Origin of the sequence: Curtobacterium sp. ME-Dv--P-122a (assembly GCF_030209645.1) — a bacterium.
GTDB classification, from domain to species: domain Bacteria; phylum Actinomycetota; class Actinomycetes; order Actinomycetales; family Microbacteriaceae; genus Curtobacterium; species Curtobacterium flaccumfaciens.
Genome location: NZ_JARVRO010000008.1, coordinates 210201 through 233066, shown reverse-complemented (window position 1 = coordinate 233066; position 22866 = coordinate 210201). Strand labels below are relative to the sequence as shown.

The following is a 22866-nucleotide window of genomic DNA, read 5'->3' as shown; positions in this document are numbered from 1 at the left end:
GGGAGGGAACGGACGGGGCTGGTTCGGCCCCGGTCCCGGCTCAGCTGTTCTGGGCCTCCCAGGTGAAGCCGAGGGCTGCGGTGCCGCCCTGCACGGTGTTCGGGGCGGTGCTCGAGACCGTGTAGGTGACGCGGTAGACGCGCGTCTCGGACGCGGTGCCGGTCGGGGCCCAGGTGCCGACGCCGGTCGCGTAGTTGGTCGAGGCGGCGCCGAAGCCCGCGACGGTGCCGCTGTAGAGCGAGCCGCCGGTGGCGGCCGGGGTGAAGCCGGAGCAGGAGCCGAAGCCGCCGCCGGTGCCCTGCTCGATGGTCAGGTTGACGTTCGCCGCCAGGTCCTTCGTGGTCGAGACGTTCGTGCCGTAGAGCTTCACGGCCGAGGGCAGCGAACCGGTCGAGGTCACCGCGATGCAGTTCGCACCGGTCGAGCCGGGCTTCAGGTTGTTCGCCGTGAACAGCGCGGTGTTGTTGTCGTCGTCGGACAGGGCGACACTGCCGGCCGTCCAGTTGTTCGTCGGGTTGACGGTGGTCGAGGAGAAGGCCGCGTACGAGGCCGTCGAGACGACGACCCCCGAGGCGACGAGGGCAGCGGGGATGGCGATCCAGGCGGCGAGGCGGGCAGCACGAGGCGTGACACGAGACATGGTTGGACTCCGTGAGGAAGAGATCTGATCGGTGGTTCGGACGGGCCCGCGGTGGTTGGTCGCGCTACGTGCCGAGGTGGTACGACGATCAAGCTACTTGGCGTTCGAGCAGCTCACAAGACCTGAGATGTCCCCACTGATGGGGGTATCTTGACGAGTGAGTTACTTGTTGACTGAACTTCCCACCCTGTACCCGAGAAGAGCTCCCATGACGGACACCGACCCGGTCGTCCTCCCCCCGCACGCACCCGCCGTCCCAACGGCACGCGTCGCCCCCAGCACGCCACCGGCACCGATGTCGCCCGACGTCACCGCGCTGGACCCCGTCACCGTCGACACGGACCCCGATGCCGACCTGCCGCGACTGCTCACCGCCTTCCGGGTGCTTCAGATGCAGCACGCACGGGTCCTGCACCACGAGAGCACGAGCCGCGGACTGAACGCCACGGACACCCGCTTCGTGTTCTTCCTCAACGCAGCCGGCGGCCACGGCGTGACCCCGAAGCAGGCCGGCGAGTACCTCGAGCTCACCACCGGGGCGATGACGTCGCTGATCGACCGGCTCGAGAAGCACGGACACCTGGAGCGTCGCCCGAACCCCGAGGACCGCCGGAGCGTGCTCCTGCACCTCACCCCGTCGGGCACGGCGGTCGCCCGCGAGGTCGGTGCCGTCTACTCGCAGGCCTTCCAGCAGGTCGTCGCACCGTCGGACCGCGCCGTGGTCGCGGCCGCCTTCGAGGGGTTCGCCGCCGCCCTGGAACGCCACCACAGGTCGTCCACAGCGTGACAGCGGGTGTCACGGCCCGCGCGTAGCGTGAGCGCCATGACCCCCTCTGAACTCCTCACCGAAGCGTTCTCCCGCATCCCCGAGACCGTCGAGCGGGCCGTCGACGGGCTCTCCGAAGACCAGCTCGCGGCACGACCGGCAGCCGGGGCGAACACCCTGGCGTGGCTCGCGTGGCACATCGCCCGCGGCCAGGACGTGCAGATCGCCGAGCTCGCCGGCTCCGAGCAGGTCTGGACGGCGGACGACTGGTACGACCGGTTCGGGCTGCCGTTCCCGGCCGAGGCGCTCGGCTACGGCATGTCCCGCGACGACGTCGGTCGGGTGCGGGCCTCTGCCGAGCTGCTCACCGGGTACCTGCGGGCCGTGCACGAGCGCACGGTCGCGTACCTCGGCACGCTCGGCCCGGACGACCTCGACCCCGTCGTCGACGACGCGTGGGACCCGCCCGTGACGGCCGGCGCGCGGCTCGTGAGCATCCTGGACGACTGCACGCAGCACGCCGGACAGGCGGGCTTCGTGCGCGGGCTGCTGTTCTTCAACCGCTGAGCGCGCGCGGCCGCGCGGTCGCTTCGTGAGCAGGAATGGTCGGGTCCGACGTCGCGACCCGACCATTGGTGCTCACCATGTGACGGACGGGAGGCCCGGTACCAGCTGGTACCAGGCCTCCCGTCCGTCGTGTGGTCGCGACTAGCGCGCGGCGAGCTCCGACACGATGCCGTCACCGGGTGCGGCCTGCACCAGGTCCGCCTCGATCTCGGCGCGCTCGAGGATGCCCTCGATCTTGCGGATGCGGCCACGCGGGACGATCGTCACGACCGTGCCCTCCTTGCCGGCACGACCCGTGCGGCCGGAGCGGTGCATGTACGCCTTGTAGTCGTCCGGGGCGTCCGCCTGCACGACGAGCGAGACGTCGTCGACGTGGATACCGCGGGCGGCGACGTCGGTGGCGACGAGCACGTTCACCCGGCCGCTGGTGAGCAGCTGCAGGTTGCGCGTGCGGCGCGACTGGTTCAGGTCACCGTGGAGCGAGGTCGCGCGGATGCCGGCATCCTCGAACTGGTCGGCCAGACGCTCGGCGTAGGCGCGGGTCCGGGCGAAGACGATGGTCTTGCCGTCGCCGGCGACCAGTTCCTCGAGGAGACGGTCCTTCTCGCGCTGCTCGACCACGAGGACACGGTGGTCGATGGTCGAGGACGCCTGGTCCTCACCCGCGACCTCGTGCACGCTCGGCTCGTGCAGGAACTGCTCGACGAGCGCCGCGACCTGGGTGTCGAGCGTCGCGCTGAACAGCAGCTTCTGCGCGCGGTTGCCCTGCGGGGTGACCTCGGCCGTGGCGGAGAGGATCTCCTGCACCGGCTCGAGGAACCCGAGGTCGCACATGTGGTCGGCCTCGTCGAGCACGGAGATGATGACCTCGCTGAGGTCGAGCTTCCCCTTGTTCATGAGGTCCTGCACACGGCCGGGGGTGCCGACGATGATGTCGACGCCGCGCTCGAGCGCGCCCTCCTGGCGGCCGTAGGGGACGCCGCCGTAGATCTGCGTCGTGAACAGGCCGACCGAACGGGCGATGGGCTGCACGGTGCGGTCGATCTGCAGGGCGAGCTCACGGGTCGGCGCGAGGATGAGCGCACGCGGGGCGCGGCCCATCTTGCGCTTGGTGCCGCCGCCGTGCTCCATGAGCTTCTCGACCAGGGGTGCACCGAAGGCGATGGTCTTGCCGGAGCCGGTGCGGCCGCGGCCGAGGACGTCCTTGCCGGCGAGCACGTCGGGGATCGTCGCCGCCTGGATCGGGAACGGGCTCGAGGCGCCGAGCTCCTGCAGGGCGCGGGAGATGTTGCCACCGATGCCCAGGTCGCCGAAGGTCACGCCCTCGACGTCGGCCGCGATGGTGGCCTCGGCCTGGAGCTTCTCGAGCTTGACGTCGTCGGCCGGCACGAACTTGCCGCGCTCGGGCTCGTCGAACGAGCGGCGCGGGGTGCGGTCGCTGCGGTCGTCGCGGTCGAACTTGCGCGGAGCGTCACGGTCGAACGAGCGACGCGGACGGTCGTCGTTGTCGCGACGCGGGGCGCGGTCGTCACGGTTGAACGAACGCGGTGCACGGTCGTCGCGGTCGAACGAACGACGCGGGCGGTCGTCCTTGTCACGACGGGGCGCACGGTCATCGCGGTTGAAGCTGCGCGGTGCACGGTCGTCGCGGTCGAACGAACGACGCGGGCGGTCGTCGTTGTCACGACGCGGCGCACGGTCGTCACGGTTGAAGCTGCGCGGGGCGCGGTCGTCGCGGTCGAAGCGACGAGGACGGTCGTCGTTGTCACGACGCGGCGCACGGTCATCGCGGTTGAAGCTGCGCGGTGCACGGTCGTCACGATCGAAGCGACGCGGGGCGCGGTCGTCACGGTTGAAGCCGCGACCACCACGGTCGTCGCGGTCGGGGCGACGCTGGCCGCCACTGTCACGCGGCTCCCAGTTCGGACGGGCCGGACGCTCGCCCTGCGACGCGCGACCGCGACGCTCCTCGGCGTCCCAGCGCTGCTTCTGGCGCGGCTGCGACGAGTCGGCGGCGCGGAACCCGCGGTGCTTGCTGCTGCGGGCGGCGGGGGTGCCGTTCGGGTGGCGGACGCGGTCGGAGGCGCGGTTGTCCGCGCCGCCCTTGTTGTACGGGGCCATGGCTGCTTTCTCGGGTGCGCAACGTACCGCAGCGCCCGACAGCGACATCGGCGGGGGCTGCTTGCGGAGAGGGGGTTCATCCCGTCGCGAGTCGACGTGATTCCAGCCCTCGAGCAACACACACCCAACAGAATTTCCGTGATCACAATGTCACGACGTCGAAGGCCGACCGAGCGAGTCTACGCGAGCCGGCGCCCTGACGCCAGCCCCGCGCGGGCCGACGGCGGCGTGCCGGGCGCGGGACGGGCCTCCAGGCCGGTGGTCGCGCGCTCAGGACTCCGCGAGCCGACGACGCTGCTCGGCGACGTCGAAGTCCGCCTTCGGCCACGACAGGTGCATGTCCTCCAGCGCCCGGAGCAGGAGCTGCTGCACGGCGAGGCGGGCGTACCACTTGCGGTTCGCGGGGACGACGTACCAGGGCGCCTGCGGGGTCGACGTGCGGTCGAGGGCGATCTGGTACGCCTGCTGGTAGCGGTCCCAGAGCAGGCGGTCGTCGATGTCGCTCGGGTTGAACTTCCAGTGCTTGTCGGGGCGGTTGAGCCGGTCGCCGAGACGCTCGCGCTGCTCGTCCTTCGAGATGTGCAGCATCACCTTGACGATGGTCGTGCCGGCGGCGGCGAGGCCGTCCTCGAAGGCGGTGATCGCGCCGTACCGGCGTTCGATCTCGTCCGGTGCGGCGAGCCCGCGGACCCGCTGGGCGAGCACGTCCTCGTAGTGCGAGCGGTCGAACACGCCGAGCTGCCCGGCTGCCGGCAGCTGCTTCTCGATGCGCCAGAGGAAGTCGTGCTCGCGCTCTTCGACCGTCGGGGCCTTGAAGCCGGCGTAGTGCACGCCGTTCGGGTCGACCGCACCGACGACGTGCGAGACGATGCCGCCCTTGCCCGCGGTGTCCATCGCCTGGAGCACGAGCAGCACCCGGCGCTCGTCGCCGGCCGTCGATGCCGCGTACAGACGCTCCTGCAGGGCGGCGAGACGCGAGGCGCCGGCGGCGAGGGCCTCGAGGCCGTCGATCTTGCGGCCGGGGAAGCCCGGGGTGCCGTCCGGGTCCACCTGGTCCAAGCGGAACCCGGGTTCGACGCGGAGCAGTGGTTCGGGATCGGCGTTCCAGGCCTTGCGACTGCTCACGTGTCCTCCTGCGGTGCTCCGGTCGGCGGCTGCCGTGCTCATCCTCGCACTGCCATCCTCCGCTCGGGTGACGTCGGCGGTCCCCGGGGCGGCTAGCGTGGACGTGATGAAGTCCGGCCGCCGCTCAGTGCTCGCGCTCGTCGCCGCGGTCGTGGCGCTCGGCGCGATGGCGTCCTGCAGCACGGACCCGGTCGGCGATGAGAACGCCACCGTGACCGCGGACAGCGTCATCTACCCGCTGTCGCTGCGGTACCACGGCATCGACGTGGTGGCCGACGTGCCCTACGGCACCGACCCGCTGCAGCGCCTCGACGTGTGCCTGCCCGCCGACAGCGACCCCGCGACGACGGCGACGCCCACCGCGACGCCGTCCGCCTCGGCCACCGCCGACACTGATGCCGAAGCGGTCGAGGCCACCACCGGACGCCCCGCGGTCCTGATGATCCACGGCGGCAGCTGGTCGCACGGCGACAAGGCGACGGCCGCGTACCGGTCCGTGTGCAAGTACCTGGCGTCCGAGGGCTTCGTGACGTTCAACGTCGACTACCGCCTGGCCCCGACGGACCCGTTCCCGGCGGGGCTCGACGACGTGCGCCGTGCGCTCGACTACGTGTTCCGTCCCGCGACGCTCGAGACCTACGACGTCGACTCCCAGCGTGTGGGCGTGTTCGGCGGGAGCGCCGGCGGCAACCTCGCCGCGATGCTCGCCGTCACCGACCACGACTCCGCCGCGTACGCCGACGGTGACCGGATCCGTGCCGTGGTCGACCTGAGCGGGCCGACGAACCTGACCACCCGGTCCACCGAGCCCGACGGGGTGTCCGCGGCCTTCCAGCGCAAGCAGCTGCTCTACCTCGGGTGCCGGTCGTACGCCAGGTGTCCGGCGGCCACGCGGGCCTCGCCGGAGTTCCACGTCACCTCGGACACCGCGCCGTTCTTCATCGGGCACTCCACCGACGAGTTCATCCCGATGTGGGAGTCGCAGGAGTTCGCCGCGACGCTCCGGTCCCACGACGTCCCGGTGACGTTCGTGGCGGTCGAGGGCACGGCCCACTCGATCGCCCAGCTCGACGAGGCGATGAGCCGCCGCGTGGTCACGTTCCTGCGGACGCAGTTGGGCTGACCGCGGGCGGCCGACCAGCTGCCGGCTGGCGCTGCCGGCTGCCGGCTGCCGGTTGTCGGTTGTCGGTTGTCGGCGCAGGAGACCGACCGCGTGCCCCGGGTGGGTGCCACCCGGAGTCGGGACTGCCGCTGCCGACCCCCTGGCCGCAGACTTCGGGGGTGACCGACACCTCGACCCGCCCTGCCCGCGCCGCTGCGACCCGCTGGGACCGCCCTGCGCTGCAGACGTTCGGGGAGCTGCTGCTCGGGCTGTCGTTCGTCGCCGCCGTGTCGTTCGGCGGGTACGCCTCGGTCACCGGACAGCTGGCCGTCGTGTCGCAGGCCGCCGCCGTGGTGTTCCTCGTGACGCTGACCCTGGTGCTCGTGTCGTGGTTCCGAGCGGTCGAGCGCGAGGAGCGGACCGAGCGCGTCGTCGTCTCGCCCCTCGCCGCCATCGACGCCGAGTACCGCCGCTAAGCAGCGCTGCCGGAACGCGCCGCTCGTCGCCGCTGTCGTTCCTGCCGGAGTTCCACGCGTTCCTGGCGTCGCTCGGCGCGCGCCTGCTTCCGGGTCTTGCCCGCGGCGATCCGGTCGTCGTTGCGCTCGCGAGCCCGCTCGACGACGAAGTACAGCGCCGGCAACACCACGAGCGTCAGCAGCGTCGACGACACCAGGCCACCGATCACGACCAGCGCCAGCGGCTGCGAGATGAAGCCGGACTTGCCGGTCAGCCCGATCGCCATCGGCAGCAGCGCGAAGATCGTCGCCATCGCCGTCATCAGGATCGGACGGAGGCGTCGTGTGGCGCCCTCGATCAGGGCCTCGCGCACCCGCAACCCGCGCCGTCTGTACTGGTTGACGAGGTCGATGAGCACGATCGCGTTCGTCACGACGATGCCGACGAGCATGAGCAGACCGATCAGGGACGCGACACCGATCGGCACGCCCGACGCGATCTGCAGCAGGATCGCGCCCGTCGCCGCGAACGGCACCGACACGAGCAGCAGCAGCGGCTGGAGCAGGCTCCGGAACGTCGCGACCATGATCACGTAGACGATCAGCACGGCGACCAGCACCGCGAGCCCGAGCTGCGAGAACGCCGATGACTGGCTGGCGGCGACGCCACCGATCGAGGCGGTCGCACCCTTCGGCAGGTCGAGCTCGTCGACGGCGGTCGTGACGGACTGCACGGCCGCACCGAGGTTCGTGGCGTCCGGCGTCACGGTGATCGTGGCGGTGCGGGCCGCGTTCGTCGTGGTGACCGTGGTGGGGCCCTCGGACTCCTCGACCGTGGCGACGTCGGACAGCGGGACCGTGCCGGTGCTCGTCGGCACGTCGAGGGCACGGAGCGCGGCGATGGTGGTCGGCGGCTCCGGGTCGGCGATGTAGACGTCGAGCGTCGCGTCGTCGATCTCGATGCTGCCGGTGTCCCGCGGCGAGACCGCGGCGGCGACGAGGCCACCCACCTGGGTCTCGGTGAGGCCGAGTGACGCGGCCTCCTGGCGGTCGACCCGGACGGCGAGGAACGGTTCCGCCGCGGACAGGTTGCTCGTGGCGCCCGTGGTGTCCGGGACCGACTGCATGGTCTGCAGCACCTGGCGCGACGCCGTCTCGAGCTGCGACTGGGTCGGCGCGGTCACGTCGACCTCGATGTCGCTGCTGCCACCGAACCCGCCGCCGGACGACGCGATGGTGACCTCGCCGACGTCCTCGATCGCCCCGATCGACTTCCGGGCGTCGGCCTGGATCGTTGGCTGGTCGGCCTCGGCGTCGGTCGTGACAGCGTACTGCACCGAGGCGCTGCCGCCCCCGCCGAACGCCGCCTGGATCGACTGGCCGCTCGTGCCGATGGTGGTCTGCACGGTCTCGACGCCGTCGACGTCCTGCAGCGCCCGCTCGACCTTGCGTGCGGACTCGGACTGGACGGCGAGACTCGAACCGGCCTGCAGGTCCTGCGTGACCGTGAACGTGTTCTGCCCCGAGTCGCCGAGGTAGTTCGTGGTGACGAACGGCAGCGTGGCGACCGTTCCACCGAGCACGATCACGGCGAGCAGGATGACGACGACCGGCTTGCGGACGACCCACCGGAGCACCGGCAGGTAGACGCGGCGCAGACGGTCGACCCGGCCGGCGTCGTGCAGGTCCGCGGCGGAGGCGAGCGCACCCTCCGAGCGGTCGCCCTCGTGCGCGCGCTCGGCATCGATCGCCGACGGTGCCGCTTCCGCGTCCGTGGGTGCTCCCGCTGCCGCCGTCGCGTCGCCCGGCTTCGCCTTCGGTGGGCGCAGCCACCAGTACGCCAGCACCGGCACGATGGTGAGCGAGACGAACAGCGACGCGACGAGCGCCAGGGTGACCGTCACGGCGAACGGTCGGAACAGCTCCCCCACGAGTTCTGCGACGAAGGCGACCGGCAGGAACACCGCGACGGTCGTCAGGGTCGAGGCGGTGACCGCTCCGGCGACCTCGCGCACGGCGTCCCGCACGGCCTGGCCGCGGTCGACGCCCGGGAGCATGTGCCGCTTGATGTTCTCGATGACGACGATGGAGTCGTCGACCACGCGGCCGATCGCGATCGTGAGGGCCGCCAGCGTGATGATGTTGAGCGTGTACCCGGCGGCGCGCATGCCGATCGCGGCGAGGAGCACCGACGTCGGGATCGAGATCGCGGTGACGAGCGTGGAGCGCCACGACAGCAGGAAGACCAGGATGACGAGCACCGCGAAGGCGAGCCCGAGCAGGCCTTCCTCGGCCAGGGAGTCGATGGACTGCTGGATGTAGGGCGCCTGGTCGAAGACGACGGTGAAGCGGGGGTCGCCCTCGATCTTGTCCTCGATGCCGGGCAGGGCGTCGCGGACGGTGTTCGAGACGTCGACGGTGTTGGCTTCCTGCGTCTTCGTGATCGAGATCGTCAGGGCCTGCTGCCCGTCCACGCGGCTGATGGAGGTGCGCGGCGACTCGGTGATGGCGACCTTTGCGACGTCGCCCAGGGTGGTGTCCGTCGGCGTGGCCGCGGTCGTCGACCCGCCCGTCGCGGCGTCACCGGTGGGAGGGGTGCCGGTCGCACCCGTGCCGGTCGCACCCGTGCCGGTTCCGGTCGCACCGGCGCCGGTCGCACCCGCAGCCGTGCCGTCACCGGACGAGGCTGTCCCGTCGGCACCGGCGGCAGCCGACCCGGACCCGTCCGAACTCGACGAACTCGACGAACTCGTGAGTGGCAGCGCGCGGATGTCCTTGAGCGAAGCGATCCGCTCGCCCGTCTGCACCGACAGGGTCGACCCGTCCTCGGTGATCGTGCCGCCGGGGATCAGGGTGCCGTTGTCGTCGAGCGCATCCGAGATCGCCGTCTGGCTGAGGCCGCGGGCGGCGAGCTCGTCCTGGTCCGGCGTGATGACGACGCGACGACCCGGGTTGCCGAAGACGTCCGCCTGCCGCACGCCGTCGAGCTTCTCGAGGTCGGGGATCGCCGAGGCCTGCAGCCGGTCGACGAGCTGTTCCTGGTTGCCGGACGCCGAGACGGCGACCTGCAGCACGGGCAGGTCGTCGAAGGACCCGGTGACGATCTGCGTCTGCACCGAGTCGGGCAGCGACAGCGCGTTCACCGCGGTCTGGATCTTGTCCTCGGCGCTGGCCAGGTTCGATCCGTACTGGAACGACGCCGACACCACGCTCTGCCCGGTCGACGAGGTCGCACTGGTCGACTCGAGGTCCGGGACGACCTGGATCGCCTGTTCGATCTTGGTCGAGACGTCGTTCGACACGACCTCTGGCGTGGCGCCGGGGTAGGCGCTGACGATCGCGACCTGCGGGAACTCGACGCTGGGGATCAGCTCCTGCTTGAGGCTCGAGAGCGCGATGCCGCCGAAGACCGCGACCACGATCGTGACGAGCGCGATGAGGGCCCGGTTGCGCAGGCTGAAGACCGAGAGGAGGTGCACGTCATCGATCCTCGCAGGACCGACCGACGAACGCTCGGCTGGCAGCCAGAACCCGCCGTCGGATCAGGACGAAGCGGCGAGGACCCGCCGTCGGATCAGGACTGCAGGATCAGAACCCGCCGAGCAACAGGTACGCCCCGAGCACCGCGACCGTCCCGACCACCCCGGTGCCGAGCGCCACCACGCGCGCGACGGGTGAGCGGGTGCCGACGACCCCGATGCCGAGGAGCACCACCCCGACGACGATCTCGACGGCCCAGGTGACGTGCCCCGTCGTCGCGGCGACCTGCAGCAGCCCGCGGATCCCCTCACCGACGAGCACCGCGGCCGTCACACCGAACGCCCCCGCGCGCCACCGGGCGTCGCGGGACCGCACCGCCACGGCGGCCGCTCCGGCCAGCAGCCCGGCCGGTACCCCGAGCAGCACCCAGGGGTTCGTGATCGACAGCACGTCGGGGAACCCGCGCAGGACCGTCGTGGCCCAGTACCCGACGTGCATGAGCTCGAGGAGCACGACGCCGAGCACCATCGCCAACGGCAGGGCGACCCGGCCCCCTCGTGCTCCGGCGACCAGGCACAGCAGCGCGGCGACGAGGAACCACGGTCCGGCCGAGTTCGACACGGAGGCGAGTGCGGGCACGGCCTGCCCGAACGAGGTCAGGACGCCCGCCAGGAACGCCCCGCTCAGCGCGATGGTGACCCGCACCACGGCGGGGACCGCCGCGGGCGGCTCGACGGACATCGGCACAGCGGAGCGGGTTCCGGCGGACAGGGTCGCGTTCATGGCACCAGCCTCGCCGGACCCCACCGAAGCCGCATCACCCCGAGGAGCGAGAACCCCCGACCCGACCTCACCCCAGAGGATGACGCCGAGCCCGGCAAGACGCCGAGCCCGGCAAGACGCCGAGCCCCGCAAGCCCCGAGCCCCGCATGACGCCGACCCCCGGACGACGCACCGCTCAGACCACCGCCGCCAACGACCCCCGCACCCCGCTCGTCTCGCCGCCCACCCGTTCCCACGACCGCGCCAGCACGTCGACCAACCGCCCCCGATCCGCCGGGGCCATCGTGAACGGCACCCGCAGGAACCGCTCGAACCCGCCGTCCGGGCCGAACACCCCGCCCGAGGCCAGCACCACACCCTCGGCCCGTGCGGCGAGCACGAGCGCGCTCGACACCGGTCGGCCGAGCCCCACCCACGTCGTCAACCCGCCCGCCGGTGCCGGGACGTCCCACTCCGGGAGCCGCGCCCGGAGCGCCCCCACGACCGCGTCGCGACCTTCGCGCAGGGACGCACGCCGCGCCTCCAGGACGGCCGCCGTGCGCGGGACCAGCTCGCGCACGACCAGCTGGTCGAGCACGGGGGTGCCGAGGTCGCCCGTCGGGCGGGCGAGCAGCAGCCGCTGCAGCAGCGCCGGGTCGGCACGGATCCAGCCGATCCGCAGGCCGCCCCAGAAGACCTTTGCGGCCGACCCGATCATCACGACCGACGACCCCGACGGGTCCGCCGCCGCCAACGGCGGCGACGGCTCCCCGTCGATCCGCAGCTCCCCCATCGTCTCGTCGGCGATGACGATCGTGCCGACCGAGGACGCGACCGACAGCAGGATCCGGCGGGTCGACGCGGTCATGGTCGCACCGGTCGGGTTGTGGAGCTCGGGCATGACGTACGCGACGGAGGGCGCGGTGCGACGCAGCGTCGTCTCGAGCGCGGCGGCGTCCCACCCCGTCCGCGCGTCGACGGGGACGCCGACCAGGCGGCCGCCGGCCTCGCGGAAGGCCTCGTGCGCGTGCGGGTAGGTCGGGGACTCGACGAGCACGGCGTCGCCCCGGCGCACGAGCACGCGCGCGAGCAGGGCGATCGCGTGCTGCGCGCCGATCGTGACGATGACCTGGGCGGGCTCCGTCGGCAGTCCGCGCTCGGTGTAGCGCGCGGCGATCGCGGCGCGGAGGCCGGGGTCGCCGACGGTGTCGTAGCCGATCCCGGCGAGCGCCGCCGGGACGTGCCGGACCGCCCGCTCGACCGCCTCGTCGATGCCGGGGGCCGCGTGCAGGGCCGCCTTGCGCAGGTCGAGCAGGTCCCCCTCGACGACTCCGCCCAGGCGTTCGGGGTCGGGCCGGCCGACCAGGTCACGGGGCAGGTGGACCACGCTGCCGGAGCCACGGACGGACACCAGGAACCCGTCGGAGCGCAGGCGGGCGTAGGCGTTCGCGACGGTGGTGCGCGAGACGCCGAGGGCCGCGGCCAGGCCGCGCTCGGCCGGCAGCCGGACGCCCTGGGCGACCCGTCCGTCGATGACGAGGACCCGGAGGGCATCGGCGAGCGCCTCGTAGGCCGGGGCGTCGGTCCCGGCGCGCCAGTCGGTCAGCAGGTGGGCGGCGGCGCGGGCACTGATCAGGACAGGGGGCACGGGTCCACGGTAGCGCGATTGGCTCTCGACCTGCAGGCCAATCTGTCGGGACGATGGCCACATGCCCCGCCACACCGCCCTCACCCTGCGCTTCGTCCAGCTCTTCGTCGGACTGTTCCTCTACGGCGCCTCGACCGCACTGCAGGTCCGAGCGGTGGTCGGCGTGAGCTCGTGGACCGTGCTGACCCAGGGGCTCGAGAACGTCGTGCCGTGGTCGTTCGGCGTCATCACGGTGGTGTCGAGCGGCGTCATCCTGCTGCTGTGGATCCCGCTCCGCCAGAAGCCGGGCATCGGGACGCTGCTGAACGCCCTGGCGATCGGGCCGAGTGCCGACCTGGTGCTCTGGCTGGTGCCGGAGCCGTCGGGGATCGTCGCCCGGATCGGGCTGTTCGCGGCGGGACTCGTGCTGCTCGCGGTCGCGACGGCGTTCTACATCGGTGCGGGCTTCGGCACCGGGGCACGGGACGGCCTGATGGTGGGCCTGCACCAGCGGCTCGGCTGGCCCATCTGGCTCGCCCGGACCCTGGTCGAGGTCACCGTCGTGATCGTCGGGTGGATCCTCGGCGGGGACGTCGGCGCGGGCACCGTCATCGCGGCGTTCGCGATCGGCCCGATGGTCCAGCCGCTCATGCCGCACTTCCGCCGGTTCCCGTGGAGCCCCGAGCGCACGTCGGTGGAGCCCGCAGCGAACGTCGCCACACCCACCCTGGAGGCCCGCCCCACCCCCGCCACGCCCGCTTCGTGAGCAGGAACGGTCGGGTCCACTGCCCCCACCCGACCGTTCCTGCTCACGATCGCCCGGCACTCGCCCGGCACTCGCCCGGCGCTCGCCCGGCACTCGCCCGGCGATCGCCCGGCGATCGCGTGCGACCCCTTGCGGCCGCGACGAACGCGATATAGCGTGACCTCCACAGACGCGATACATCGCGAGTTCCAGGAGGCAACATGGCGCAGGAGAAGTGGCTCGTCGACGAGCCCAAGGTCATCGACACCGGCATCGTGCGCACCGTGCGTGTCGGCCTCGTCGGCGGGCAGGTGGACGTCGTCGCACACGACGAACCCACGGCCCGGGTCGAGATCCACAGCGTGTCCGGCAAGCAGATGCTCATCGAGGTCGACGGCGACACCCTCACCGTCGACCACCCCCAGGTCCGGTGGGACGACCCCATCGGGTTCCTGAAGTCCTTCCGCGGCAAGGCCCACGCCGACGTCAGCATCCTGGTCCCCCGCGACGCCGGCATCACGCTCGGTGTCGTCTCGGCCGGTGCGCTGCTGTCCGGCACGAACCGCGGAGCCACCCTCAACACGGTGTCCGGTGACCTGGTCGTCGACGGCGTCGCGGGTGACGTCACGGTCAACGCTGTCTCGGGCGCCACCACGATCCGCGACCTCGACGGCGCGCTCGCGGTGCACACCGTCTCCGGCGACGTCGTGGCCACCGGCGAGATCCCGCGGTTCCAGGCCGACGGCGTCTCGGCCGACGTCGTGCTCGACCTGCACGGGGTCCCCGAGTCTGCCCGCGTCAACACGGTGTCCGGGTCGGTGAGCGTCCGCCTGGCGGACGGCGTCGCCTACAAGTGCACGGTGAACACCGCGACCGGCAAGCTGCAGTTCGACGACGCCGAGATCCGCGGGGTGCGCGGTTCGTACGTCAAGCAGGGCGGCGAGCTGTCCGGCCAGTGGCTCGACCTGCGGGTGAACTCCGTCTCCGGCGACATCGCGGTGCTGCACGCCCCGCCGGTCGCCGAGCCGACGCCCCCGACGACGCCGAACACGCCGCCGACCAACGCGACCGCCCCGACGAACGAGAGCGAGGTGCCCGAATGAGCCCCGTCTTCGCCCACGGCCACCTGCGCCTCTACCTGCTCGTCCTGCTGGCCGACCACCCGATGCACGGCTACGAGCTCATCCAGGCACTCGGCGACCGCTTCGGCGGCACCTACGTGCCGAGCGCCGGCACCGTCTACCCCCGGCTCGCGAAGCTCGAGGACGACGGCCTGGTCACGAAGACCGCCGACGGCCGCAAGACCGTATACGCGATCACGGACGCCGGCCGCGCCGAGCTCGCGGCACGTGCCGACGAGATCGCCACGGTCGAGTCCGGGGTCAGCGACTCGGTGAAGTCGTTGGCCGACGGCGTGCGTGCGTCCGTCGGTGAGGCCATGCGGTCGCTCCGTGCCGACCTGGCCGCCGCCGCCGAGAGCCCGGCGACCGGTTCCGCCGAGGAGCCCGTGTCCGTGCCCTCGGACAGCGCCCGTGCCCTGCGCGAGCTCGAGATGGCGCTGTCGTCGTTCCGGCAGCAGGTGCGTGCAGACCTGCGCCGTCGGGCGACCCGCGGCACGCTCGGTGCGGACACCGTGACGCGTCTGCGGGACGGCCTGGAGGCCCTGCGCAAGTCGCTCTGACGGCCCGCGGCCGACAGGTGGTGGCGACCAGGGCCTCCCGGCCGTCGTCCGCACCGCCTGTCGGCCCGACGTCACCCGCGGAACCAGGTTCCGGACACAGCACCGTGCAGATGCGCGGTGCGGTGTCCGGAACCTGGTTCCTCAGCGCCCCGCACCCGGCGGATCGGGAGCCGGCAGCCGCGTCGGCGGAAAGCCGGCGAACGCCTCGCCCGCCGTCAGGTCCTCCCCGTGCTCGACGCGCGCCACGGTGGTGCGGACCGCGGCCAGCTGCCGGGCCAGCCGGTCCCGTTCGTGCTCGAGCCACGTCAGGTGCGCCGTGAGCGCCGCGACGTCGTCGCCCTCGTCGTCGAGCCGTCGCGCGATCTCCGGCAGCCCGAGTCCGAGCCCGCGCAGCAGCAGGATGCGCTGCAGCCGGACGAGCGCACGGTCGTCGTAGCGCCGGAGGCCACCCGCACCCACCGCCGTCGCCGGCAGCAGCCCGACGGCCTCGTAGTGCCGCAGCGTCCTGCTCGAGACACCGGCGGAACGCGCCACCTCGGTGATGGCGTGGGGAGCTTTCGCAGCTGCGTCACCCGGGCCTGTCGATGCGCTCATGCTGGCGACTGTACTGGTTGACGCAGCGTCAAGCGTGAGAGGTGCGCGACACCCAGGGTGGCGCGCCCGCAGCCGACCGGGAATGTGCGGCAGGCGAACCGTGTTGACTCGCGCCCGGAACTGAGTAGGTTTGCCGCTCGTGACGAACGAGATCCGGTCGTTGAAAGCACGACTGATCGGGGATCCCCTCCCCTCTGAGAAGCTCGAAGGACAGCTCCTCCCGAAGCACCTGGCCCTGCCGATCTTCGCGAGTGACCCGCTGTCCTCTGTCGCGTACGCGCCGCAGGAACTCCTGATGATCCTGCTGCTCGGCGGCATGGCCTTCCTGACGTTCGCGCCGTGGGTCGCCGCACTCGTCGTGCTGCTGCTCGTGGTCGTCGTCGCCTCGTACCGGCAGCTCATCAAGGCGTACCCGTCCGGTGGTGGCGACTACGAGGTGGCCCACCGGAACCTCGGCGAGAAGGCCGGGCTGGTCGTCGCGAGTGCACTGCTCGTCGACTACGTGATGACGGTGGCCGTGTCGGTCGCCTCCGGTGTCGACAACATCATCTCGGCGCTCCCGATGCTCGACCACTTCCGCGTCGAGCTCGCCTTGCTGTTCGTCGTGCTGCTCGCCGCCGCGAACCTGCGAGGTGTGCGGGAGTCGAGCAAGGCCTTCGCGATCCCGACCTACCTGTTCGTGGCGAGCGTCTTCGTGATGGTCGTCACCGGGCTCGTCCGGGTCGCCGCCGGCAACGCCCCCGTCGCCGAGTCCGCGGCGTACACCGTGCAGAACGTGGAACACACGACGCAGGCGGCGTTCATCCTGCTGCTCCTCCGCGCCTTCGCCTCGGGCTGCTCGGCGCTGACCGGCGTCGAGGCCATCGCGAACGGCGTCCAGGCGTTCCGCCGGCCCAAGATCAAGAACGCGCAGGCCACCCTGGTCGCGATGGGCGGCATCGCGATCGTCCTGTTCATCGGGCTCATCACCCTGGCGCTCGTGTCGCACGTGCACTACGCCGAGCGTGCCTGCGACCTGCAGGGCTTCGCGAACTGCGCCACCACCCCGCAGCGCTCGCTCATCGCGCAGATCGCGGCCGCGACGTTCGGCAACAACTCGGTGCTGTTCTTCGTGATCCAGGCGACCACGGCGGCGGTCCTGCTCCTCGCGGCGAACACGGCCTTCAACGGGTTCCCGCTGCTCGGCTCGATCCTGGCGCGCGACTCGTACGCCCCGAAGGCCCTCTCGACCCGCGGCGACCGGCTCATCTACTCGAACGGCGTCATCGTCCTGGCCCTCGTCGCCGCGGCGCTGCTCGTGGTCTACCGGGCGAACGTCACGAGCCTCATCCAGCTCTACATCATCGGTGTCTTCGTGTCGTTCACGCTCGGACAGACGGGCATGGTCGTGCACTGGACACGGCTGCTGCGGGCCGATCGGGACGGGACGGTGCCCGTGGGTGACCCTGCCGTGAACCGCGGGCAGGTCGTCCGCTCCCGCACGATCAACGCGATCGGTGCGACCTTCACCCTCGTGGTGCTCGTCATCGTCACGATCACGAAGTTCACCCACGGCGCCTGGCTGGTCTTCCTGATCATGCCGGTGCTGTACGTGCTCATGCTCGGCGTGAACCGCTACTACCGCGACGTCTCGCACGAGATCGAGGCCGACGTCGAGACGAAGTTCGGCGCCACCGGCGACCACGCCATCGTCCTGGTGAACAAGCTGCAGAAGCCCGTGCTCAAGGCGCTCGACTACGCGATCGCCGCCGAACACGCGAGCATCGAGGCGGTGCACGTCGCGATCGACGACGCCGAGTCCCAGCGTCTGCGTGACCAGTGGGCGGAGTACGGCATCCAGGTGCCCCTGACGATCGTGCCGAGCCCGTACCGCGACATCTCGATGCCCCTGATCAAGTACATCAAGGCGCACCGGGCCGAGCACGGCTCCGAGGTCGTCACCGTCTACACCCCGATCTTCATCGTCGGGCACTGGTGGGAGGGCCTGCTCCACAACCACCGCGGCCGCCGTATCCGCAAGAAGCTCCTGCTCGTGCACGGCGTCACCGTGGCCCTGGTGCCGTGGCTCCTCGACTCGTCCGAGCTGCTGTACGGCCGCCGTTCCCGCCCGTTGCCCGGCCAGGAGCGCCGCGGCGAACCCGTCCGGCCCCCACTCCGCCGCCCCGCGCAGCCCGGTTCGTCGGCCGAGGGCTCGGCTTCGGCTTCGGTTTCGGCTTCGGCCGAGGACCGCCTGCTCCGGTCCGCCGAGCGCAACAGCATCCAGCCGCGCCGCGCGACCCGTCCGGCGGGCCCCGCCGAGGGCGTCGACCCCGCGCTCTGCACGGGCGAGCTCCACGCCCTCGTGCCCTCCCCGCCGCGACGGGGAGCCGACGAGTCGTAGCATGTGGCCCCAAGACCATCAGTGACCTGCGGACGTTCGCCACGTTCGACGGACCCGGCGGCAAGGTCTCGAAGCGCGTCGAGGTGCTCGACCACGAGCCGCCGGCCGGCAGCCCGCTCGAAGGACTCGTCGCCGTGCGCGGCGAGCACCCCCTCGGCGCGCGCGACGAGCGTGCCGCCGACGAGTCCGCCGCGCTCTCCCGCGGCGTCCCGAGCGTCGGATGGGTGGACCCGGCCGCGCTCCGCGACTGGTACCGCCCGGACCGCGTCGTCCTCACCCGGCTCGAGGCGCGGCAGTCCGGCATCGAGCCCGGCGTCTACGCCGACTCCCGTGGGCGCGGTCGCGTCCGGATCGACGGCCTGGAGGCCCACCTCGCCCCCGACGGCCGGCCCGCCTTCCGCGCACTGGCCGGCCCCACCGCCGAGCCCGTCATCGACGTGCCACTGCCGACCGACCAGGCCGTCCGCCTGGTGGCGGTGACCGCGGTCGACGAGGGACTCGAGGTCGTCACCGCCCCGGTGTCCCCGTTCCTGCAGCCCGGCGAACACCCGGCGTACGGCGACGACGTGGTCGGGCTGCCGCCACGTCCGGCGAGCGGTCGGGTGCGGGTCACGGCGTCGGTGCTGCTCGACGGCGAGCTGCACGAGGTCGACCGGATCGACGAGCGTGCGGCGACCATCTGGGTCCGGCGGGACGACCGCGTCGTACCGATCGCCACGAGTGCCGTCGGGTCCGATCTGGTGCGGTACGCGGCGACGGTCGTCTGAGCCGCTTCGGTGCGGATGCGTGCCGTCGTGCGCGCTGGGCCGCTGAGCGGCTTCGGTTCGATGCGTGCCGTGTGCCGTTGTGCCGCTGGGCCGCTGGGCCGCTTCGGGGGACGCCGCTGCTGCGTGTCGTGACGGGTGTGCGGCGTACCGTCGCGGACATGAGTGACGCAGACCGCGACCAGCAGCAGACCCCGGACGCACCGATCCAGGGCGAGACCCTCGGCGGCCCCCGACCCGACCCCTCCACCGACGCGAGCAAGGACCCCGAGCAGTGGGTCACCGGCGACGAGCCGATGACCGGACCGCAGCGCAGCTACCTCGACACCCTGGCCCGTGAAGCCGGCGAGGAACTCCCCGCCGACCTCACCAAGGCGCAGGCGTCGGAGCACATCGACCGCCTCCAGCAGCAGACCGGCCGCGGCGCCGATTCCTGAGAAGCAGTCCGCCCTTCGGCGGACCGCTGTCTGGGCATGCTCTGGGCATGTTCTGGCGAAGCGCGGTCAGTCCCCTGTTCGAGGACGATCGATGACGCGTCACCGGCTACCTTCGTGGCCATGCGAACGACATCGACCTCCATCGGCCTGACCGCGCTCCGCATCGTCCTCGGGGTGGTGTTCATCGCCCACGGCGCCCAGAAGTTCGCCCAGGGCATCCCCAACGTGGTGCAGGGCTTCTCGGGCATGGGCGTCCCCCTCGCCGAGGTCGCAGCACCCCTCGTCGCCGGCCTCGAGCTCGTCGGCGGCGTCCTGCTCGTGCTCGGCGTCGCGACCCGCGTCGTCGGCGTGCTGCTGGCCGTCGACATGGTCGTCGCCGGGTTCCTGGCCCACGGCACCGCCGGCTTCTACTCGCAGGACGGCGGGTTCGAGTACGTGCTCGTGCTCGCGGTGGCCTCGCTCGCCGTTGCGCTGACCGGGCCCGGGCGGTTCTCGCTCGATGCCCTGGTGCTGAAGTCGTCACGCCGTCGTCGTGGCGTCGAGGAGCCCCTGCCCGCCTGAGCCGCGCGTCCCGGTTTCGTCTGGTGCGAGGTTCCGCACTCGGTGCGAGCTCGCGAGGGCCGCACCGAGAACGGGACCTCGCACCGTTCACATGACCCCTCGCACGGTGCGAGGGGCCGCAGGGCCGTTCAGCCCGCCAGTGCGTCCATGACCTGGCGGGCGATGCGTCGGCCGGCCCGGTTCGCACCGACGGTCGATGCCTGGGGACCGTAGCCGGCCAGGAACAAGCGCGGCTCCTCGGCCGACCGGCCGTCCTCGACCACCACGCCGCCCGCCGTGGTCCGCAGGTGCAGCGGGGCGAGGTGCCGCAGGTCGGCCCGGAACCCCGTCGCCCAGACCACCGCGTCGGCGTGCACGTGGGTGCCGTCTGCCCGTACCACCCCGGTCTCGTCCATCCGGGTGAACATCGGCTCGTCGCGCAGCACGCCGCGGTCGATGCCGGCGCGGATCCGTCGTGAGACCGGGACCCCGGTACCGCTGACGATGCTCGGCAGGACCTCGCCGGCACGGGCAGCCCGGTCCTGTTCGTCGACGGCGGCCACCGCGGACTCGACGTCGAGCGACGCGGTCCCGGCCCAGACCATCGGGCGCCGGGTGAACCACCGCGTCGAACGGGCGACGCCGTCGAGTTCGAGCAGGAACCCGATCGCGCTCGTCCCACCGCCCACCACGACGACGTCCTGGCGGGCGAACTCGGAGGCGCTGCGGTACTCGGTCGTGTCGACCTGCCGCCCGCGGAACACATCGCGCCCCGGGTACCACGGCACGAACGGGGTGCCCCACGTGCCGGACGCGTTCACCACGACCTCGGCACGGATGCGCGTGACGGTGCCGTCGGCGCTCCGGGTCGTGACGCACAGGCCGCCGTCCGCCGGAGCGCCGCCCGCCACGCCGTCGTCGCCGTCGATGCGCGAGACGGACGTCACCGAGACCGGGCGCCGGACCCGCAGGTCGTAGTGCTGCTCGAAGCGTCGGTAGTACTCCCCGACGACGTCCCGCGCGGGTCGTGACCGGTCGGCGTCGTCGAACTCCAGGCCCATCGCGCGCATGCCGGGCAGGTCGTGCACCCGGTGTGCTGCTCCGAGCCGCAGGGCTTCCCACCGGAACTGCCAGGCCCCACCGGTGCTCGGCGCGCGATCGAGGATCACCAGGTCGCTGCCGGGGACGAGCCCGAGGCGGCGCAGGTGGTATCCCACGGAGAGCCCCGCCTGCCCCGCGCCGATCACCACCACGCGGGTGTGCTGGTCGACCGGGGTCTCGAGGGGTTCCGTCATCACTTCGATTCTGCTGTGCGGGCCAGCCGTCGCGCGACGTCCAGATCGAGGTACATGGTAGAGTGATCGGCAGATTTCAAACCACGAACCGTCTGGTTCCCCGAGTGATCTTCCGTCATTCGCCAGGACCGGACCAGAGCCGAACGAGGGGGTCACGCATGGGGCGCGGCCGTCAGAAGGCGAAGCACACCAAGGTCGCCCGTGAGCTGAAGTACTTCAGCCCGCAGACGAACTACGGTGCGCTCGAGCAGGAGCTCTCCGCCGGACAACACTCCGACGAGAACTACGTCGACCGTTGGGCGGACCAGTACGGTCCGGAACCGGCGGAAGACGAAGACGAGTTCGAGACCCAGGCAGACCAGAACAAGTCCGCCTGACCTCTCTCGCAGCGACGCCGCGCAGCCCTCGGGCAGCGCGGCGTTTCTGCGTGCCCGGACCCCCGTCGGCGCGCTCGGGTCCCGGCCCCGACTGGTCACGACTCCCCTCGGGCTGGTCACGACTCCCCTCGGGCACGATGCCGAGCGGTCACAACCCGTCGGTTGCAGGCCCGCCAGGCGACGGTTCGTGACCACTCGCCGCACGCACCACGGCGCGGCGGAGCCGGAGCCGCCCGCCCCGGAGCCCCGCCCGGCGGGTCAGCCCGCGTAGCTCCCGACGAGCCGGACCGCGCCGCCGTCGACACCCTTGGCGCCCTGCTCGAACCCGGTCAGGTCCCGCGCGGACGTGGCGATCGTGCCGACGGGCCACGTGGGCATGCCGGCGGCACCGAGCGAGGCGATGACCTCGGCAGCAGCCCCGGCCGAGACGACGGCGAACATGCCGATGCCCAGGTTCCAGGTGCCCTCGGTGTCCTCGATCGGGGTGCCGGCCATGTCGGCCAGGACCCGGAACACCGGGAGCGGCTGCCAGGTGGAACGGTCGACCTCGACCCAGGAGCCGACGGGCAGCACGCGCGCCAGGTTCGCGGCGATGCCACCACCGGTCACGTGCGAGAGCGAGTGCACCGCGCCCGGGTGCTGCTCGAGCAGTGCCAGGAGCGGTGCGGTGTACAGGCGGGTCGGCTCGAGCAGGGCCTCGCCGACGGAGACCGCGCCGCCGAACCCGACGCCGCTCAGCTCGGGCAGCTGGTCCGTGAAGCCGACGCCCCGCGACGCCAGGATGTGCCGCACGAGCGAGTACCCGTTGGAGTGCAGCCCCGACGACTCGATCGCCAGGACCACGTCGCCGTCCTGCACCAGGTGCGCGCCGAGCTGCGCGTCGGCCTCGACGACACCCGTCGCCGCACCGGCCACGTCGTAGTCGTCCGGGCCGAGCAGCCCCGGGTGCTCGGCGGTCTCGCCACCGACCAGCGCGGTGCCGGTCTCCGAGCAGCCGCGGGCGATGCCGGCGACGATGTCGGCGATCCGGCCCGGCACCACGCGACCGCACGCGATGTAGTCGGTCATGAACAGCGGCTTCGCGCCGACCACGACGATGTCGTCGACGACCATGCCGACCAGGTCCTGCCCGATGGTGTCGTGCTTGTCGATCGCCTGCGCGATGGCGACCTTGGTGCCGACGCCGTCGGTCGAGGTCGCGAGCAACGGGTGTGAGAAGTCCTTCAGGAACGAGACGTCGTAGAGCCCGGCGAACCCGCCGACGCCACCGAGGACCGAGGCGTTGTGGGTGGCCGCGACCGCGGACTTCATCAGTTCGACGGCCAGGTCACCGGCAGCGGTGTCCACTCCGGCTTCGGCGTACGGGTTGGGCATGCGGAGTCCTTCGCGGTGACATGGCAGACTTGTG

Annotated in this window: 21 protein-coding genes; 12 read left to right on the top strand and 9 right to left on the bottom strand. The window is 72.0% G+C overall.

What is annotated here, in order from left to right; genetic code table 11:
* Positions 1 to 40: 40 nt before the first annotated feature.
* Positions 41 to 640, bottom strand: coding sequence for a M73 family metallopeptidase (locus QRN49_RS10275; RefSeq protein ID WP_110858866.1), 600 nt, complete (start codon positions 638 to 640; stop codon positions 41 to 43).
* A gap of 208 nt (positions 641 to 848) precedes the next feature.
* Here QRN49_RS10275 and QRN49_RS10270 point away from each other — a divergent pair, with 208 nt between their 5' ends.
* Together QRN49_RS10270 and QRN49_RS10265 are read left to right on the top strand one after the other, a co-directional pair.
* Positions 849 to 1427: a MarR family winged helix-turn-helix transcriptional regulator gene (locus QRN49_RS10270; protein ID WP_284755577.1), complete on the top strand. Its 579-nt coding sequence runs from the start codon at positions 849 to 851 to the stop codon at positions 1425 to 1427.
* A gap of 36 nt (positions 1428 to 1463) precedes the next feature.
* Positions 1464 to 1973, top strand: a complete 510-nt coding sequence (locus QRN49_RS10265; protein WP_284755575.1) for a mycothiol transferase — start codon at positions 1464 to 1466, stop codon at positions 1971 to 1973.
* 141 nt (positions 1974 to 2114) lie between these two features.
* On the opposite strand, the gene QRN49_RS10260 is transcribed toward QRN49_RS10265, so the two are convergent.
* Both QRN49_RS10260 and QRN49_RS10255 read right to left on the bottom strand, forming a co-directional pair.
* Positions 2115 to 4094 (bottom strand): DEAD/DEAH box helicase, encoded by a 1980-nt coding sequence (locus QRN49_RS10260; RefSeq protein ID WP_284755573.1) that lies wholly within the window; start codon positions 4092 to 4094, stop codon positions 2115 to 2117.
* Between the two features lie 270 nt (positions 4095 to 4364).
* Positions 4365 to 5219: a PPK2 family polyphosphate kinase gene (locus QRN49_RS10255; RefSeq protein WP_284755571.1), complete on the bottom strand. Its 855-nt coding sequence runs from the start codon at positions 5217 to 5219 to the stop codon at positions 4365 to 4367.
* Between the two features lie 106 nt (positions 5220 to 5325).
* Between QRN49_RS10255 and QRN49_RS10250 the strand changes: the two genes are divergently transcribed.
* Both QRN49_RS10250 and QRN49_RS10245 read left to right on the top strand, forming a co-directional pair.
* Positions 5326 to 6342 (top strand): alpha/beta hydrolase, encoded by a 1017-nt coding sequence (locus QRN49_RS10250; RefSeq protein WP_284755570.1) that lies wholly within the window; start codon positions 5326 to 5328, stop codon positions 6340 to 6342.
* Between the two features lie 158 nt (positions 6343 to 6500).
* The gene (locus tag QRN49_RS10245; protein WP_111225321.1) at positions 6501 to 6797 is read left to right on the top strand and encodes a hypothetical protein; all 297 of its coding nucleotides are present in this window, start codon (positions 6501 to 6503) and stop codon (positions 6795 to 6797) included.
* Here QRN49_RS10245 and QRN49_RS10240 read toward each other — a convergent pair.
* From QRN49_RS10240 to yczR, 3 genes are all read right to left on the bottom strand, one after another.
* Complete coding sequence (locus QRN49_RS10240; protein ID WP_284755567.1) at positions 6794 to 10255, bottom strand: efflux RND transporter permease subunit; 3462 nt, start codon at positions 10253 to 10255, stop codon at positions 6794 to 6796. The genes QRN49_RS10245 and QRN49_RS10240 overlap by 4 nt on opposite strands.
* A 109-nt stretch (positions 10256 to 10364) precedes the next feature.
* Positions 10365 to 11039, bottom strand: coding sequence for a DUF6518 family protein (locus QRN49_RS10235; RefSeq protein ID WP_284755564.1), 675 nt, complete (start codon positions 11037 to 11039; stop codon positions 10365 to 10367).
* A 175-nt stretch (positions 11040 to 11214) separates the two neighbouring features.
* On the bottom strand, positions 11215 to 12666 hold the full coding sequence (yczR, locus tag QRN49_RS10230; protein ID WP_284755562.1) for a MocR-like transcription factor YczR: 1452 nt from the start codon (positions 12664 to 12666) through the stop codon (positions 11215 to 11217).
* A gap of 61 nt (positions 12667 to 12727) precedes the next feature.
* Here yczR and yczE point away from each other — a divergent pair, with 61 nt between their 5' ends.
* The 3 genes from yczE to QRN49_RS10215 all read left to right on the top strand — a co-directional run bounded on the left by yczE (position 12728) and on the right by QRN49_RS10215 (position 15071).
* On the top strand, positions 12728 to 13411 hold the full coding sequence (gene yczE / locus QRN49_RS10225) for a membrane protein YczE (RefSeq protein WP_284755560.1): 684 nt from the start codon (positions 12728 to 12730) through the stop codon (positions 13409 to 13411).
* A gap of 200 nt (positions 13412 to 13611) precedes the next feature.
* Positions 13612 to 14493 carry a DUF4097 family beta strand repeat-containing protein gene (locus tag QRN49_RS10220; RefSeq protein ID WP_284755557.1) on the top strand — a complete coding sequence of 294 codons (882 nt, stop codon included), beginning with the start codon at positions 13612 to 13614 and terminating at the stop codon, positions 14491 to 14493.
* Positions 14490 to 15071, top strand: a complete 582-nt coding sequence (locus tag QRN49_RS10215; RefSeq protein ID WP_071405831.1) for a PadR family transcriptional regulator — start codon at positions 14490 to 14492, stop codon at positions 15069 to 15071. Before QRN49_RS10220 ends, QRN49_RS10215 begins: the two co-directional genes overlap by 4 nt.
* A gap of 141 nt (positions 15072 to 15212) precedes the next feature.
* Here the strand turns inward: QRN49_RS10215 and QRN49_RS10210 are convergent, their stop codons facing one another.
* Positions 15213 to 15665, bottom strand: coding sequence for a MerR family transcriptional regulator (locus tag QRN49_RS10210; protein ID WP_284755555.1), 453 nt, complete (start codon positions 15663 to 15665; stop codon positions 15213 to 15215).
* Positions 15666 to 15795: 130 nt separating this feature from the next.
* On the opposite strand from QRN49_RS10210, the gene QRN49_RS10205 reads away from it, so the two are divergent.
* From QRN49_RS10205 to QRN49_RS10190, 4 genes are all read left to right on the top strand, one after another.
* The gene (locus QRN49_RS10205) at positions 15796 to 18045 is read left to right on the top strand and encodes an APC family permease (RefSeq protein WP_284755554.1); all 2250 of its coding nucleotides are present in this window, start codon (positions 15796 to 15798) and stop codon (positions 18043 to 18045) included.
* An 83-nt stretch (positions 18046 to 18128) separates the two neighbouring features.
* Positions 18129 to 18812 carry a hypothetical protein gene (locus QRN49_RS10200; RefSeq protein ID WP_284755552.1) on the top strand — a complete coding sequence of 228 codons (684 nt, stop codon included), beginning with the start codon at positions 18129 to 18131 and terminating at the stop codon, positions 18810 to 18812.
* 158 nt (positions 18813 to 18970) lie between these two features.
* The gene (locus QRN49_RS10195; RefSeq protein WP_017886246.1) at positions 18971 to 19246 is read left to right on the top strand and encodes a DUF3072 domain-containing protein; all 276 of its coding nucleotides are present in this window, start codon (positions 18971 to 18973) and stop codon (positions 19244 to 19246) included.
* A 120-nt stretch (positions 19247 to 19366) separates the two neighbouring features.
* Positions 19367 to 19807, top strand: coding sequence for a DoxX family protein (locus tag QRN49_RS10190; RefSeq protein ID WP_071405836.1), 441 nt, complete (start codon positions 19367 to 19369; stop codon positions 19805 to 19807).
* Positions 19808 to 19935: 128 nt separating this feature from the next.
* On the opposite strand, the gene QRN49_RS10185 is transcribed toward QRN49_RS10190, so the two are convergent.
* The gene (locus QRN49_RS10185) at positions 19936 to 21081 is read right to left on the bottom strand and encodes an NAD(P)-binding domain-containing protein (RefSeq protein ID WP_284755549.1); all 1146 of its coding nucleotides are present in this window, start codon (positions 21079 to 21081) and stop codon (positions 19936 to 19938) included.
* A gap of 158 nt (positions 21082 to 21239) precedes the next feature.
* Here QRN49_RS10185 and QRN49_RS10180 point away from each other — a divergent pair, with 158 nt between their 5' ends.
* The gene (locus QRN49_RS10180; protein WP_017886249.1) at positions 21240 to 21458 is read left to right on the top strand and encodes a DUF3073 domain-containing protein; all 219 of its coding nucleotides are present in this window, start codon (positions 21240 to 21242) and stop codon (positions 21456 to 21458) included.
* A gap of 258 nt (positions 21459 to 21716) precedes the next feature.
* On the opposite strand, the gene purM is transcribed toward QRN49_RS10180, so the two are convergent.
* The gene (gene purM / locus QRN49_RS10175) at positions 21717 to 22832 is read right to left on the bottom strand and encodes a phosphoribosylformylglycinamidine cyclo-ligase (RefSeq protein ID WP_110858852.1); all 1116 of its coding nucleotides are present in this window, start codon (positions 22830 to 22832) and stop codon (positions 21717 to 21719) included.
* Between the last annotated feature and the right edge of the window lie 34 nt (positions 22833 to 22866).